At 68.5% G+C, this 14748-nt stretch carries 18 protein-coding genes; 6 read left to right on the forward strand and 12 right to left on the reverse strand.

All coding sequences use genetic code 11. The features are described from left to right. The first annotated feature begins 114 nt into the window (after positions 1–114). Both ACZ3HV_RS28040 and ACZ3HV_RS28045 read left to right on the forward strand, forming a co-directional pair. A complete protein-coding gene (locus tag ACZ3HV_RS28040) occupies positions 115–939 on the forward strand; it encodes an EamA family transporter (RefSeq protein WP_465688275.1) in 825 nt (274 codons plus the stop codon). A gap of 9 nt (positions 940–948) precedes the next feature. Further along, positions 949–1368 carry a PPOX class F420-dependent oxidoreductase gene (locus ACZ3HV_RS28045; RefSeq protein WP_465688277.1) on the forward strand — a complete coding sequence of 140 codons (420 nt, stop codon included), beginning with the start codon at positions 949–951 and terminating at the stop codon, positions 1366–1368. Here ACZ3HV_RS28045 and ACZ3HV_RS28050 read toward each other — a convergent pair. Then, positions 1344–2291: an AraC family transcriptional regulator gene (locus ACZ3HV_RS28050; RefSeq protein ID WP_465688279.1), complete on the reverse strand. Its 948-nt coding sequence runs from the start codon at positions 2289–2291 to the stop codon at positions 1344–1346. The genes ACZ3HV_RS28045 and ACZ3HV_RS28050 overlap by 25 nt on opposite strands. A 73-nt stretch (positions 2292–2364) precedes the next feature. Here ACZ3HV_RS28050 and ACZ3HV_RS28055 point away from each other — a divergent pair, with 73 nt between their 5' ends. Further along, positions 2365–3354 carry an oxidoreductase gene (locus ACZ3HV_RS28055; protein WP_465688281.1) on the forward strand — a complete coding sequence of 330 codons (990 nt, stop codon included), beginning with the start codon at positions 2365–2367 and terminating at the stop codon, positions 3352–3354. A 40-nt stretch (positions 3355–3394) separates the two neighbouring features. Beyond that, on the forward strand, positions 3395–4384 hold the full coding sequence (locus ACZ3HV_RS28060; protein ID WP_465688283.1) for a GNAT family N-acetyltransferase: 990 nt from the start codon (positions 3395–3397) through the stop codon (positions 4382–4384). A 26-nt stretch (positions 4385–4410) separates the two neighbouring features. Here the strand turns inward: ACZ3HV_RS28060 and ACZ3HV_RS28065 are convergent, their stop codons facing one another. Genes ACZ3HV_RS28065 through ACZ3HV_RS28090 form a run of 6 tightly spaced genes read right to left on the reverse strand, consistent with a single transcriptional unit; the run spans position 4411 to position 9085 of the window. After that, on the reverse strand, positions 4411–5076 hold the full coding sequence (locus ACZ3HV_RS28065) for a GNAT family N-acetyltransferase (protein WP_465688285.1): 666 nt from the start codon (positions 5074–5076) through the stop codon (positions 4411–4413). A 25-nt stretch (positions 5077–5101) separates the two neighbouring features. Beyond that, positions 5102–6031, reverse strand: coding sequence for a GTPase Era (gene era / locus ACZ3HV_RS28070; RefSeq protein ID WP_465688287.1), 930 nt, complete (start codon positions 6029–6031; stop codon positions 5102–5104). Beyond that, positions 6015–6347 carry a cytidine deaminase gene (locus tag ACZ3HV_RS28075; protein ID WP_465688289.1) on the reverse strand — a complete coding sequence of 111 codons (333 nt, stop codon included), beginning with the start codon at positions 6345–6347 and terminating at the stop codon, positions 6015–6017. Before ACZ3HV_RS28075 ends, era begins: the two co-directional genes overlap by 17 nt. A gap of 32 nt (positions 6348–6379) precedes the next feature. Next, positions 6380–7684 carry a hemolysin family protein gene (locus ACZ3HV_RS28080; RefSeq protein WP_360367434.1) on the reverse strand — a complete coding sequence of 435 codons (1305 nt, stop codon included), beginning with the start codon at positions 7682–7684 and terminating at the stop codon, positions 6380–6382. A 7-nt stretch (positions 7685–7691) separates the two neighbouring features. Then, the gene (gene ybeY / locus ACZ3HV_RS28085; protein WP_360367431.1) at positions 7692–8162 is read right to left on the reverse strand and encodes an rRNA maturation RNase YbeY; all 471 of its coding nucleotides are present in this window, start codon (positions 8160–8162) and stop codon (positions 7692–7694) included. Next, on the reverse strand, positions 8159–9085 hold the full coding sequence (locus ACZ3HV_RS28090; RefSeq protein ID WP_465688361.1) for a PhoH family protein: 927 nt from the start codon (positions 9083–9085) through the stop codon (positions 8159–8161). The genes ybeY and ACZ3HV_RS28090 overlap by 4 nt, the downstream gene beginning before the upstream one ends. A 374-nt stretch (positions 9086–9459) precedes the next feature. On the opposite strand from ACZ3HV_RS28090, the gene ACZ3HV_RS28095 reads away from it, so the two are divergent. Continuing rightward, positions 9460–9969 carry a SigE family RNA polymerase sigma factor gene (locus tag ACZ3HV_RS28095; RefSeq protein ID WP_465688291.1) on the forward strand — a complete coding sequence of 170 codons (510 nt, stop codon included), beginning with the start codon at positions 9460–9462 and terminating at the stop codon, positions 9967–9969. A 76-nt stretch (positions 9970–10045) separates the two neighbouring features. Continuing rightward, entirely contained in the window at positions 10046–11191 is a 1146-nt protein-coding gene (locus tag ACZ3HV_RS28100) for a Gmad2 immunoglobulin-like domain-containing protein (RefSeq protein WP_465688293.1), read from the forward strand. 252 nt (positions 11192–11443) lie between these two features. Here ACZ3HV_RS28100 and ACZ3HV_RS28105 read toward each other — a convergent pair whose 3' ends face one another. From ACZ3HV_RS28105 to ACZ3HV_RS28125, 5 genes are all read right to left on the reverse strand, one after another. Beyond that, a complete protein-coding gene (locus ACZ3HV_RS28105; protein WP_465688295.1) occupies positions 11444–12889 on the reverse strand; it encodes a sensor histidine kinase in 1446 nt (481 codons plus the stop codon). Continuing rightward, entirely contained in the window at positions 12889–13578 is a 690-nt protein-coding gene (locus ACZ3HV_RS28110; RefSeq protein WP_465688297.1) for a response regulator transcription factor, read from the reverse strand. Before ACZ3HV_RS28110 ends, ACZ3HV_RS28105 begins: the two co-directional genes overlap by 1 nt. Positions 13579–13648: 70 nt before the next feature. After that, the gene (locus ACZ3HV_RS28115; protein WP_465688299.1) at positions 13649–13855 is read right to left on the reverse strand and encodes a hypothetical protein; all 207 of its coding nucleotides are present in this window, start codon (positions 13853–13855) and stop codon (positions 13649–13651) included. Further along, positions 13855–14271, reverse strand: coding sequence for a hypothetical protein (locus ACZ3HV_RS28120; protein ID WP_465688301.1), 417 nt, complete (start codon positions 14269–14271; stop codon positions 13855–13857). The genes ACZ3HV_RS28115 and ACZ3HV_RS28120 overlap by 1 nt, the downstream gene beginning before the upstream one ends. Positions 14272–14381: 110 nt before the next feature. Continuing rightward, positions 14382–14711 carry an ArsR/SmtB family transcription factor gene (locus ACZ3HV_RS28125; RefSeq protein WP_465688303.1) on the reverse strand — a complete coding sequence of 110 codons (330 nt, stop codon included), beginning with the start codon at positions 14709–14711 and terminating at the stop codon, positions 14382–14384. Between the last annotated feature and the right edge of the window lie 37 nt (positions 14712–14748).

A 14748-nucleotide genomic window follows, 5' to 3' on the forward strand; every position in this document is an offset into this window, starting at 1 on the left:
ACCCACCTCGCCCGTCGAACCGGGGGTCTCGACGGCCGAGACACAGAGGGTGACAGCTCCGACCGGCCGCGCTTGGTAGACAACGTCTACGGCGATCCTGTAGACACTGTCTACGTGATCGCTCTGGGGCTGCTGACGGCGTCCGCGTGCTGCCATGCCGTGTGGAACCTGCTGATGAAGAGGTCCGGTCAGGGCGGTCCGGCGTTCGTCTGGCTCTGCGGTCTCGTGACGCTGCCGGTGTCGCTCGTTCTGCTCACCCGCGGCGTCGCGACGACGTGGTGGCCGGCGTTGATCAGCATGGTCCTGCACACGACGTACGCCATCACTCTGCAGAAGGCGTACGGCGCTGGGGAGTTCTCCACGGTCTATCCGATCAGCCGCGGAACGGCCCCGGTACTGGTGACGGTGGCGGCGATTCCATGGCTGGGCGGTTCTGGGCCTCGCGTTGTCGCTGGGGCGGTCTTGGTGCTGGGCGGCGTACTGATGATGGATCGGCTGCGCTCCCGGACCTTGGGCCGCGGGGTTGCGCTCGGGCTGGCCGTTGCGGCGTGCAGCGCGGCTTACACACTGTGGGACGGGTTCGCGATCACGTCGCTCGGCGTCGACGTCCTGACCTATCTCGCCGTGGCCAACGTCGCGCAGGTCGTCCTGTTGTCGACAATCCTTCGATCGGACGATCTGCGGGGCGTCCTCGGCCAGTGGCGGCGTGCTGCGCCGATCGCCGTCCTGACGCCGGCCAGCTACGGCCTTGTCCTGCTGGCGTTGTCGGTTGCTTCGGTCGGCACGGTGGCGATCGGCCGGACTCTGAACGTCGTGCTCGGCGCGCTGCTCGGCGCGGTCGTCCTGCACGAACGACTCAGCCTTGCTCGCCTCGCCGGCCTCATCACCATCATCGCCGGCGTGCTCCTGACTTGTGTTCAAGGGCGCTTGAAATTTTAAGCTTCAGTCATGACTGATTCCCTCGCCGACCGGATCGGCAGCCACGGGCTCGGTGTCCTGGTCACGATCAAGCGAGACGGCCGGCCGCAGCTGTCGAACGTGACCTATGTCTACGACGGCACCCGGATCCGCGTCTCCCTCACCGACGATCGCGCCAAGACGAAGAACCTCCGCCGCGACCCGCGCGCCAGCCTGTACGTCGGCGGACCGCGCGGCCGCTCGTACATCGTCCTGGAAGGCAAAGCCGAACTCAGTCCGGTCGCCGCCGATCCGTACGACGAGGTCGTCGAGGATCTCGTGGACTACTACCGGACCGCGTCCGGCGAGCACCCGGACTGGGACGAGTACCGCGCGGTGATGGTCCGCGACAAACGACTGATGTTCTCGATGACCGTCGACCACGCCTACGGCATGCCAGCACCAGACTGAACGAGGACGCCCGCCCGGGCGGCATCGCGGTAGCGCTTGGGCGCCATTCCGTTGACCCGCTTGAACGCGGTGCTGAAGGCGCTGTCCGACGTGTAGCCGAGCGAGTGCGCCAGCGCCGAGAGCGGTTCATCGCTCTCGCGCAGCGCCCGCTGGGCGAGCTGCATCCGCCAGTTGAGCAGGTACGTCAGCGGCGGCTCGCCGGCGACCGCCTTGAAGCGTTCGGCGAAGGTGGTCCGCGACATTGACGCGGTCCGGGCCAGGTCGTCGAGCTGCCAGGCCCGGCCGGGATCCGCGTGCATCGAGCGGACCGCGGGCGCGATGCGGTCGTCGCCGAGCGCCCGCAGCCAGCCGGCCGGCAGCGTCTGCGCCTCGGTCAGATAGGTCCGCAGCACCTGGACGAAGACCAGCTCGACAAGGTTGCCTGAGGCAAGCTCTGAACCGACGCGGCCGTCGGCCACCTCGTGCGCGAGCCGGTCCAGCAGCCAGCGCAGTACGACGGCCTCCTCGCTGTCCGCACGGACGTGCAGCAGCGGCGGCAGCGCGTCCAGCAGCAACTCCCGGCCGACCTCGTTCAGGTCGATGTGGCCGCCCAGATTGACCACCTCGCGACCCTCGCCGATCTGCACCATCGGCGCCCGGTCCGCCGGGAACAGCTCGGTCGCGTCAACTGGCTCGAGCTCGAGGTCGCTGGTCAGCACGAATCCGCGCGTACCGTCGAAGACGGCCAGCTCACCAGGCGTCAGCCGGACCGGCGGGTGCTCATCCAGGACCAGCCAGCACTCGCCCTCCACGATCGCGATGAGCTTCAGCCGGTTCGGCTTCGGGAAGCGCAGCGACCACTGGCCGCCGGCGACGAACCCACCTGACACCACGCAGCGCGCGTCGATCAGCCGCAGAACATCGGACAACGGATCAGCGGCCACATCCGTACTATCGCGCAAGAAATCCGGACTCACAAATATTCTGCGTCCGGATCCGCGTTCCTAGGCTGATGCCATGACCACTCCCCAAGAACCCATCGACTCCGGCTTCGACGCGGCCTCCACGGCCGCGGACGTCGTCCGGGGCCTTGACCTGACCGGCTTGACCGCGATCGTCACCGGCGGCTATTCCGGCCTCGGACTCGAGACCGTCCGGGTGCTGCGGCTCGCCGGAGCCGAGGTGATCGTCCCGGCTCGCGACGTGGACCGCGCCGACAAGGCCGTGGCCGCACTGGACGGCGTCCGGGTCGCCCCGATGGACCTGCTCGACCAGGACTCCATCGACGCCTTCGCGGACAGCTTCCTCGCCGACGGCAAGCCGCTGCACATCCTGGTGAACAGCGCCGGAATCATGGCGAACCCGTTCACACTGGATGCCCGCGGGTACGAATCGCAGTTCGCCACCAACCACCTCGGACACTTCCAGCTCACCACCCGGCTGCTGCCGGCGCTGCGTCAGGCCCAGGGCGCTCGCGTCGTCTCCGTGTCGTCGCGCGGGCACCGGTACTCCGACGTGCACTTCGACGACCTGCATTTCGCGCATCGCGAGTACCAGCCGCTGGCGGCGTACGGGCAGTCGAAGACGGCGAACATCCTGTTCGCGCTCGCACTCGACGAGCGCGAGCAGGACAACGGCGTACGGGCGTTCTCGCTGCACCCCGGCACGATCGTCACCAACCTGGCGCGGTATACCAACCCCGAGACGCTTCGCTCGATCGGCGTCCTGGACGCGGATGGCGAGCCGGTGATCGACCCGTCGCGAGGGCTGAAGACCATCGAGCAGGGCGCATCGACCAGCGTCTGGTGTGCGACCAGCCCGCGGCTCGACGGACTCGGCGGCGTGTACTGCGAGAACACCGACATCGCCCCGATCCGCAGTGACGAGGCGGAGCTCGGCGACCTGGAGTTGTCCGAGGGTACGCACGGTGTCAGGCCGTATGCGATCGACGCCGACGCGGCCCGCCGGTTGTGGACGGTCAGCGAGGAACTTCTCCACCGCCGATAAATTGGTCGCGGTTAGTGTCCATCTGTTGGACGCTGTGGGCGTGGAGATCAAGAGACTGTCACCCGACGACGAGGTCGGGTGCGCGGACGCCGTAGCGCTGATCAGTGCCGCGACCAAGCTGGACTGCCCGGACGCGAACGTACCGACGCCTCGCGGCTACGCGGCCAAGTTGAAGCATGGCTGGGACGGCGACCCGGGCGAGGCCTATCTGGCCCGGGACGAGGACGGCGTGGCCGTCGGACTGCTCGGCCTGCACGCCCCGACGTACGACAACACCCATCTGTCGTGGGTCGACCTGCAGGTGCATCCCGACCACCGGGGGCGCGGGATCGGCACCGAACTGCTCGCGTACGGCGAGCGGCTGGCGCGCGAGCTCGGGCGGACCTCCGTCGGCACGGACAACTGGGACCTGCCGAAGGCGAACGCGTTCGCGCTACGGCACGGGTTCGAGCAGAAGGCGGTCGAGGTCAACCGGCGGCAGGACATCGCCGGGCTCGACTGGGCGCTCGTCCAGCGGCTGTACGACGAGGCGGTTCAGGCATCGACGGCGTACGAGCTGCTGCGGGTGCGAGGGCCGGTCGCCGACGAGTTGCTCGACGGCCTGGTTGCCCTGACCGCGTCGATCAACGATGCGCCGAAGGACGATCTGGACATCGAGGACGACGTGTTCAGCCCGGAGCGGATCCGCGCGTACGAGGCCGCCCAGGAGGCCGGCGACCAGACCGTCTACCGGGTGATCGCCCGCGAGCGCTCCACCGGCGAGCTGGCCGGCCACTCGGTCGTCGCGGTCGAGCGCGACCGACCGCACCTCGCCGACCAGCACGACACCGCGGTCGATCGCAAGCACCGCGGCCACCGCCTCGGCGCGCTGGTCAAGACCGACATGCTGCTGTGGCTGCGCGACCAGGAACCGGCGATCACCCAACTCGACACCTGGAACGCCGAGTCAAACACCCACATGATCGGCATCAACGAACAACTCAACTACCACATAGTCGCCCGAGCAATCGCCTACCAAAAGCCGCTGTAGGCAGTTCATCCCACGCGTGGGTAGGTCTACACCACCTCGACGAGGGTGACCTTCATTGTGTTGGAGAGGTCGAAGCCGAGGGCTTTGTAGAGGCGGATGGCGGGGGTATTGGTGCCGCCGGTGTGGAGGAACGGGGTGCGGCCGGTTGTGGTGATCTGGGCGGCGACCGCGCGGATGACGCGGGTGGCGAGGCCCTGGCCTTGGTACGACGGGTGGGTGCAGACGGCGCTGATCTCGGTGTAGTCGGGGAGGTTGAAGCGGGTGCCGGCCATCGCGATCAGGTCGCCGTCGCGGCGGATGCCGAGGTAGGTGCCGAGCTCGATGGTGCGGGAGCGGAACGGCCCTGGGTCGGTCAGGGCGACGAGGGCCAGCATGTCGGGTACGTCGTCTGGGCCGAGGACTACCGTCTCGGGGTCCTCGGCGGCCAGCGACTCGGGTGCGACGAACTGCACCAAGTCGAACTGGCGGTCGAGTTTGAAGGTCTCGGGAAGCGGCAGGTCGGGACGCATGAGGGCTGCCGTCGTACCAGGACCGAGCAGCTCGGCCGCGTCTGCCCAGTCCTGGCTGGTTGGGTTGTCGGGTAGGCCGAGGAAGGGCGCGACCGCGGTTGGGTAGCGGCGGGCGTTGCCGCGGGTCTCGGCGAAGGTGGCGTGCGGGCCGGTGAGAGCGGCGTACACGGGGTTGGTGAGCACCGGGTGGTCCCCCAAGGTCAGCTGGTCAGAACCCCAGTTTGCGGAGGTGCTTGGCGTCTGTCTGCCAGTTTTTGGCGATCTTCACGTGCAGGTCGAGGTAGACCGGCGTACCCAGCAGCGCCTCGATCTGGCGGCGGGCGGCCGCGCCGACCTCGCGCAGCCGGGCACCCTTGTGCCCGATCACGATGCCCTTCTGGCTGTCCCGCTCGAGGAAGATGTTCGCGTACACGTCCAGCAGCGGCTTGTCCTCGGGACGATCCTCGCGCAGGCCCATCTCGTCGATGGTGACCGCGATCGAGTGCGGCAGTTCGTCCCGGACGCCCTCGAGCGCGGCCTCACGGATCAGCTCCGCGACCAGCGTCTCCTCGGGCTCGTCGGTGATGTCGCCGTCCGGGTAGAGCGGGAAGCCCTCCGGCATCAGCTTGACCAGTTCGTCGGCGACCACGTCGACCTGGAAGCCCGACGTCGCCGACACCGGGATGATGGAGGCCCACCCGATCCCGACCGACTCCCCGAGCGCGGCGATCTCGGCCAGGTGCTCGACCATCCGGTCCGGCTCGACCAGGTCCGCCTTGGTCGCCAGCGCGATCTTCGGCGTCTTCGCGACCTTGGCCGCCTCGCTGACCAGGAACCGGTCGCCCGGCCCGATCTTGTCGCTGGCCGGCAGGCAGACCGCGATCACGTCGACCTCGGCCCAGGTGGTCCGCACCAGGTCGTTGAGCCGTTCGCCGAGCAATGTCCGCGGCTTGTGCAGACCGGGCGTGTCGACCAGGACGAGCTGCGCGTCCGGCCGGTGCACGATCCCCCGGACCGCGTGCCGGGTGGTCTGCGGCTTCGACGAGGTGATCACGATCTTCTGGCCCACCAACGCGTTGGTGAGGGTGGACTTCCCGGCGTTGGGCCGTCCGACGAAACAGGCGAAACCGGACTTGAACGGCTCAGGTGTGGACGACATCGCGGACCTCTCCGGTGCCTTGGGCAAGTACTACGGGGATGGCGGCGCCGGCGAAGTGGCGGACGACGTTGACGTCGACAGAGTCAGCCTCACTGACGACCGCTGCGGCCTCCAGGCCCTTCACGCCGGACGCCAGCGCCATCGCGACCGCCAGCTGCAGTGCGGTCAGCTCGACGGTGTCGAGCGCCACCGTGCAGGCGGCGTACGTCCGTCCGTCGGAGTCGCGGACGGCGGCTCCTTCGGCAGCGCGAGTACGAGCGCGGGCGGCGCGGGCGAGCGTGACGAGTTTGGCGTCCTCGGCCGAGAGGTCTGACAAGAAGTACTCCTAAGAGATCAAAAGGGGAAAGCTCAGGCGTGCTGGTGGTTCTGGTCCTGCGGCGAGGGGGCGGTCTCCTCGCGCCGTACCAGCACAGTACCGACCTGGTTGCGGCGGCCGGACGGCCGCTCCGCCGTCAGCGACAGGCCCGCGATCTCCACCTCGGCGCCGGGGATCGGCACCTTGCCGAGCAGCTTGGCCATCAGACCGCCGACCGTGTCGACGTCGTCATCGTCCAGCGGTACGCCGAACAGCTCGCCGAGCTCGTCGATCGGGAGCCGGCTGGACACCCGGTACGCGCCGTCGGACAGCTGCTGCACCGAGTCCGGGTCCTCGTCGTACTCGTCGGTGATCTCGCCGACGATCTCCTCGAGGATGTCCTCGATCGCGACCAGTCCCGCCGTACCGCCGTACTCGTCGACGACGATCGCCAGGTGCATCCGGGCCGCCTGCATCTCGCGCAGCAGCTCGTCGACCGGCTTGGAGTCCGGCACGTACATGCACGGCCGCATGACCGACTCGACCCGCTCGGTCGACTCGGCCTGGGCATTGTCGTAGACGCGGCGCATCACGTCCTTGAGGTAGACGACGCCGAGGATGTCGTCGAGTGACTCGCCGATCACCGGGATCCGCGAGTACCCCGAGCGCAGCGCCAGCGAGGTAAGCTGGCGGAGCTTCTTGTGCCGCTCGATGTAGACCATGTCGGTCCGCGGCACCATCACCTCGCGGACGATCGTGTCGCCGAGCTCGAACACCGAGTGGATCATCTGCCGCTCGCCGGACTCGATCACCGCGGACTTCTCGGCGTAGTCGACCAGTGCGCGCAGCTCGGCCTCTGTCGCGAACGGGCCCTCGGCGAACCCCTTGCCGGGCGTGAGCGCGTTGCCGATCATGATCAGCACCTTCGGCAGCGGGCCGAGCACCCGGGTCAGCGCCATCACCGGACCGGCCGAGATGATCGCGAACCGGTCCGAGTGCTGCCGGCCGAGCGTCCGCGGCGCGACACCGATGATCACGTACGAGACCAGGATCATCACCACGGCGGTGATCAGGATGTGTTCCCAGGTGACCTCGAAGACGCCGGACAGCGCCTGGGTGACCAGGACGATCGCGGTGATCTCGCAGCTCAGCCGGAGCAGCAGCAGGGAGTTCAGGTAGCGCGGGGCGTCGGAGAGCAGGTCGCGCAGCCGGACCGCGCGCAGGTTGCCCAGCTCGACCTGCTCGTTGGCGCGCACCTTGGAGTACGACGACAGTGCCGCCTCGGCGCCGGCGAAGAGCCCGGCGAGCAGCACGAGCACCGCAGCCACAACCAGCAGAACGAGGTCGTGGGAGGTCACCGCAACGTCACCCTTCCAACCGGTTTCCAGGAGCCCGCCATGCTTCCAGAAGGCGGCCCTGGACATCCCACATCTCCGCCTTCTCGGCGGGTTCGGCATGGTCGTAGCCGAGCAGGTGCAGGATGCCGTGCACCGTCAGCAGCTCCAGCTCGGCCCACGTGCCGTGCCCGGCCTTCGCGCCCTGCGCGGCCGCGACGGTCGGGCAGAGCGCGATGTCGCCGAGATGCCCGAGCGGCGGCTCGGCATCGTCCTCGGCGCCGGGCCGCAGCTCGTCCATCGGCCACGACATCACGTCGGTCGGACCGGGCAGGTCCAGGAACTCGACGTGATACCTGGCCATGGTGTCCTCGTCGACCAGCTTGATCGACAGCTCACACTCCGGGTGCAGCCGCAGCGACGACATCACGAACCGGCTGAGCCGCATCAGTCCGTGTGCGTCGATCTCGACCCCGGACTCGTTGTTGACCTCGACGTTCATCGCTTGTTGTCAGCGCTACCTTCATAGTTTTCGTACGCCGACACGATGCGGCCGACCAGCTTGTGCCGGACGACGTCGTGCGAGGTGAGCCGGCAGAACGTCAGGTCCTGGACGCCGTCGAGGATCTCCTGGACGACGCGCAGACCGGAGTTGGTCCCGGTCGGCAGGTCGACCTGGGTGACGTCGCCGGTGACGACCATCTTGGAGCCGAAGCCGAGCCGGGTGAGGAACATCTTCATCTGCTCGGGCGAGGTGTTCTGTGCCTCGTCCAGGATGATGAAGGCGTCGTTCAGGGTCCGGCCGCGCATGTAGGCCAGCGGCGCGATCTCGATCGTGCCGGCCGTCATCAGCCGCGGGATCGACTCCGGGTCGAGCATGTCGTGCAGGGCGTCGTACAGCGGGCGCAGGTAGGGGTCGATCTTCTCCGACAGCGTGCCGGGCAGGAAGCCGAGCCGCTCACCGGCCTCGACCGCCGGCCGGGTCAGCAGGATCCGGTTGACCTCCTTGGCCTGCAACGCCTGCACGGCCTTGGCCACGGCCAGGTAGGTCTTGCCGGTACCGGCCGGGCCGATGCCGAACACGATGGTGTTCTTGTCGATGGCGTCGACGTAGCGCTTCTGGTTCAGCGTCTTCGGCCGGATGGTGCGGCCGCGGCTGGACAGGATGTTCTGGGTCAGCACGTCGGCCGGGCTCTCGGCCGTCGCGGACTTGATCATCGCGATGCTGCGCTCGACCGAGTCCGCGGTCAGACCGTGCCCGGTGCGCACGACCGCGATCAGCTCGTCGATCAGCCGCTCGGCCAGGGCCAGCTCGGCCGGCTCGCCGTTCAGCGTGATCTCGTTGCCGCGGACCATGATGTCGGCGGCGAACTCCTTCTCGACGATGCGGAGGAACTCGTCCCGGGCTCCGAGCAGGGCCACCATGTCGATGCTGTTCGGCACGACGATCTTGTGGCTTGCCTGCGCGCTGGTGGCGGCGCTGTCTGCGCGCGCCTCCGGATCGATACTGCGTGGCCTGGACAGGCTCTTCCTCCTGATGCCGAGAATGGATACCCACCCATGCTAGCCGTCCGGCCCGACAGCCTCACTTGTAATTCCCGCCAACACGCCCTTCAGGCAGCGACATGCCGCTCCGCGGCGGCTGAGAGGGACCAGCCATCTCGTCCGACCACCGACCGTGACCGCGCTGTTTCATCCTCCAGACTCCCACTCGACCGGGCCATCGCCGTTGTCAACCTGGAAGGTGGTCTTGGCGTCTTCGTGTCGTGGCACAACCGGCCGTGGTGTACGAAGAGTGCGTGACACATGAGTCCTCGTGGGATGCCGACGAGGCGCTGACGGCTGTCTACACGGCGCACTACACGTCGCTCGTCCGGCTCGGCGCCTTGCTGCTGCGTGACACCGGTACGGCGGAGGAGATCGTGCAGGACGCGTTCGTCGCGATGCACGGCCGCTGGCACCGGCTGCGCGACCCCCACAAGGCGCTCGCGTATCTACGGACCGCGGTGGTGAACCGCTGCCGCTCCCGCCAGCGCCACCTGGTGGTGGTCGACAAGCACACTCCACGCACCCTGCCGGACGAACCGAGCGCCGAGCAGGCAGTACTGCGCACAGCCGAGACGGACCGAGTGATCGAAGCGATGCGCACCCTGCCGGAGAAGCAGCGCACCGTGATGGTGCTGCGGTACTACGGTGACCTGTCGGAGGCCGAGATCGCCGACACGATGGGCATCAGCCGGGGATCCGTGAAGAGCCACGCCGCGCGCGCGAGCAAGTCGCTGCGCCAGCTCCTGGAGCAGACCATATGAACGAGCAGAGCGAGTTCATCATCAAGCGCAGGACGACTTGTGCCTCAGCCGCGCCCGGAGCGAAGCGAGGACGCGGATGAGCGAGCACTCGAATGAGCCGTTCGACGAGATGATGCGGCGGGCCTTGGCCGAGGAGGCGGACCGGATCGAGCCGGCCGACGCTCTGCCGGAGATCCGCGCCCGCGCGCACGCCCAGCGCCGGCCCGCGGCCCGGCGCCCCTGGCTCATGACCGTCGGCGCGGCCGCGATCGGTACCGCCGCGGCGATCGGCGCGTTCACCGTCTTCAACGGCGACCAGAACACCGCGAACGACGGCGACGCCGTAGCCGGCCCCGGTACGACGACCACCGCGAGCAGGGCACCCTCGTCGGCCAGTGTGAGCCCCACGCCGTCCCCCGCTGCTACCCTTCCGCCGGCCACCGCGCCCGAGGCAACCACGGCCCCCAGCGAACGCGGCAAACCGGAGCAGGTCGTCAAGGGCGCGCTCGTACCGATCTATTGGCTGGGCGACAGGGCCGGGACCAAGAGCGTCATCGTCGGGCCGAAGCCCAGCACACAGGCCCGGTCCACCGTACGGCTGTACCGCACCTGGGCGAAGGTCAGCGGTCGCCCGGCCGTCGAGGCAGTCCGGATCATGACGAGCAAGCAGCCGGGCGACCCCGACTACTACTCGGTCTGGCGTGGTGCCGAGGTGAATACCGTCACCCGGTCCGAAGGCGTGGTGACCGTCGATTTCAAGGAACTCCCGGCCACAGACCTCGACGCCGGCACCGCCGACGTCGCGACGCAGCAGCTGATCTACACCGTCCAGGGAGCCCTCCACAACAGCTCCGAGCCGGTCCAGGTCACGCAGCGCGGCCGCCCCGGCGCCAAGCTCTTCGGCCAGATCGACACCACCGAGCCCTTGGGCCGCGCCCAGGCCGCCGACGTCCAGGCCCTCGTCTCGATCGACTCCCCCACCGAAGGCCAAACCACCGCCAGCCCGGTCACCATCGAAGGCACAGCCAACGCCTTCGAGGCCACGGTGAACTACCAGGTCACCAACCTGAAGACCCGCAAGTCGACGAAGAGCTTCGTGACGGCCAAGGAGGGCCAGAAGTTCTCGCCGTTCATGATCCAGCTCAAACTCACCCCGGGCCCTTGGCAGATCGACGCCTACCTCGTCTCCGCCGAAGACGGCAGCGTCTCCGACGCCGACACCAAAACCATCTTCGTCAAGTAACCCCGCCCGGTCCCCACCGCCGCGGAGACCGGCACGGGAGCCGACTTTGTGCACCGGATGACCATCTCGAGCCCGGAATCATGACCATCCGGTGCACAAAGTGCCGCATCAAAGCGGCCGCGGGCGCGAACCGGCGTACGCGCGCGGTCGTCGAGTGGGGGGAGGCGCGGCGGCCGGTCGTTGAAGCGGGCGCTGATGGGCGCTGGTCTGGTCGACCGCGTCCAGGTGACGCCCTTCCCGGTGGCGTCGGGGTCAGGTGGGGAGGTGGATGGTGAAGGCGGCGCCGCCTTCGGGGGCGGGGGCGGCGGTGAGGGTGCCGCCTAGGCGGGTGATGAGGCCGTGGGCGAGGGCCAGGCCGATGCCGGAGCCGACTGGGCGGCGGCCGCGGTATTTCTGGTTGAGTACGCCGCGTTCGAAGGCGACCGCGTAGTCCTCGGGTGCTAGTCCGGGGCCGCCGTCACGCACCTGGATCACCACCGCACGGGCACCTGCTGGGCGTGGTGGTCCCGCGTGGCCTGGTGGTGCGGCCTCGTTCGGCGGACCTGCGTAGCCCAGCGACATGGTGAGGTTGGCGTGGGGTGGGGTTGCTCGGAGGGCGTTTTCGGCTAGGCCGTCGAGGACCTGGCGGATTCGGCGGGGGTCGGTGGTGACGACTGCCGGACTGGATGGGAGGTCCAGGCGGAAGTGGACTCCCTGGCGTTCGCAGCGGACTCGCCAGACTTCGGCGCAGGCGGTGAGGGTTTCGCGGAGGTCCACTGGGGCCAGGTCGAGGTGGAACTGGTCGGCGCCGATTCGGGCCAGGTCGAGGAGGTCCGTGACAAGGCGTTCGAGGCGTTGGGATTCCTGCTGGATGACCTGACCGGCGTGTCGTGGATCGGTCGCGACACCGTCGGCGAGCGACTCGGCGAATCCGTGTACGGCCGTCAGCGGCGTACGGAGTTCATGCGAGACGGACAGTAGGAACTCACGTTGCCGCTCCTCGCTGTGCTGCAGGGCGACCGAGAGTTCGTTGACCGCCTGAGCGACTTCGGCGACCTCGGCCGGGCCCTCGACCGGTGCGCGCAGGTCGCGGCGCCCCTGACGCATCGCGGCCGCGACGTCCGCCGTACGACGCAATGGGCGTCCGAGCAATCGACCTAACAGGGCACCAGCGAGCGCGGCCACCAGTAGGCCGGCGCCGAGCGCGAAGAGGATGTTCCGGATCAGGATTCGCTGGGTGTCCGACGCCATCCGGACCGGCTCGACCAGTGCGAACCCCGAGCTCGCGCCGATGCCCCGCGCCTCCACCAGGTAGTCGGTACCGTCGACGCTCACCGTGGACGAGATCCGTTGCGTACTCACGATGTCGTTCAGACCGGCCGTGGTCGCAGCCTGGGTGGATCGCCGGTCGGTCGGCTGGATACCGCGACGGGGCAACAGAATCACCACCACGATGCCCTGCCCGCGGACCACCTCGGCCACCCGCCCGAGCCCCACTGCTCGGGACCCCAGCCCACGCTCATCCACCTGACTGGCGATGACATCGGCCTGCGCGGACAACGAATCCTGCAATACGTTCTGAGCCGACCGTCGAGCCAGGCCGGCCATCACCACACCGGCGACCAGCACAGCAATGCCGGCCACAGCCACGCAGGCAAGCACGATCCGCGTCGCCAACGACCCCCGCCTCGGCTCGCCCGACACCCGATCGAGAGCCATCAGTCGAGGTCTGCGGCGTAGCCGACGCCGCGCACCGTGCGGATGGGACTGGAAGCCCCGAGCTTGGACCGCAACTGCGCGATGTGTACGTCGACAGTCCGCGTACCGGCCGACGCCTGATAACCCCAGACCGAACTCAGCAACTCGTCCCGCTCGAACACCCGCCCCGGCCGCCGGAACAACTGCGCGAGCAAATCGAACTCGGTCGACGTCAGGCTCACCTCGGCGTCATCCGCCCACGCCCGCCGACGACTGACGTCCACTCGCACAGAACCCACCGACAACACATGACCTGACGGCACCGTCCCGCCCGACCGTCGCAGCACCGTCCGCACCCGCGCGGCTAGCTCACGCGGACTGAACGGCTTGGTGATGTAGTCGTCGGCCCCAAGCTCCAGACCGAGCAGCCGGTCGACCTCGTCATCGCGCGCGGTGACGAACAGGACCGGAGTCCAGTCCCCCGCCGCGCGCATCGTCCGGCAGATGTCCGCGCCGTCGCGCCCGGGCAGCCCGATATCGAGGATCACCGCAACCGGGTGCAGCCGTCGCCAGGCGACCAGTCCGGCCTCGCCGTCGGACTCGATCTGTACGCCGAACCCGTCGCGGCGCAGGTACAGCGCGATCACCTCGGCGATCGCCGCCTCGTCCTCCACCACCAGGACCAGCCCGCGACCGGCTGCGGTCATCATCTGCTCCTGGCCGTCATCTGTTTCCTGGGCGTGGTCTGTTTCCTGGGCGTGGTCTGTTTCCCGGGCGTGGTCAGGGCGAACCGTCGGTCGCCAGTTCGCCATCGATCGCGTCCAGGGTAGACCCGATCTGCGCCAGCTCCTGATCCGGCGACTCCACCTGAGTCGTCGCCGGCTGACCAGTGTCCTGACCACTGGGCTGCTCGTCGGATTGTCCACACGCGGACAATCCGACGACGATCGCCGCCGTACCCACCAGCACGATCAGCACCCTGCGCATCACTTGACCGCCTGGCAGTGCTGGGTCTTGAAGGTCTCGAGCTTGGTCTTCATCGTGGCGAGCTGCTCGAGCCGGCCGGAGCGGCGTTCGGCGCGCTTCTCGAGCTGTGCGGCGATCTTGTCGTGCCCCTTGGCCTTCTGCTTCTCGGCCCGCGCCTTCAGCCACGCCACCGAGCCCTTCACGTCGGCCCCGCCGCTGATCCGCTTCGCGAGCTTGTCCCGGCGCTCGATCAGCTTCGGCAGCTTCACCGCACACAGCTGCTGCGACTCTTCCGGGCTCAGCGTGACCTGCTTGTACGTCGGAGTCGGCGTCGGACTCGGATCAGCAGCGGCCATCGTCGTACTTCCGACCAGACCGCCCACCAGGACGACGGCCGACGTACCCAACGCCATCGCGCCACGAACAGACCTGCGCATCTCTTCACTCCTCGTTCTCGGTCAACCTGACAGGAACGACTCTCCCCGAGCGGCATTCGAGGACGATCGGAGCAATGTTCGGGCTTTGTAAGGATCGGTCCGCGTAAGAATCAGTCCGCGCGGTCGATGGTTGCGGCGAGCAGGCACGGGAAGGCCTGGTCGAACTCGGGCCGGCGGAGACGGTTGAGCCGGCGGGCGCCCTCGTCGCGTTGCTCGATCAGCCCGGCCGCACGCAGTACGGCGAAGTGGTGGCTGCGGGTCGCCTTCGTCACGGGCAGGTCGAAGGTGCCGCAGGCGCGCGTCCAGTCGTCGTGCCTGGCCAGGTCGCGGAGGATCGACCGGCGGACCGGATCCGCGAGCGCGTCCAGCGCCACCTGCAGCGAGACGTCGACCGGGTCGGTGTGGACGAGCGTTCGCGCCCGGGCTGAGTCGGCTGACATGTTCGATCCTCGTCGCACAATGGTGTTCGGTTGCCGT

It is taken from the genome of Kribbella sp. NPDC020701 (genome assembly GCF_055562215.1).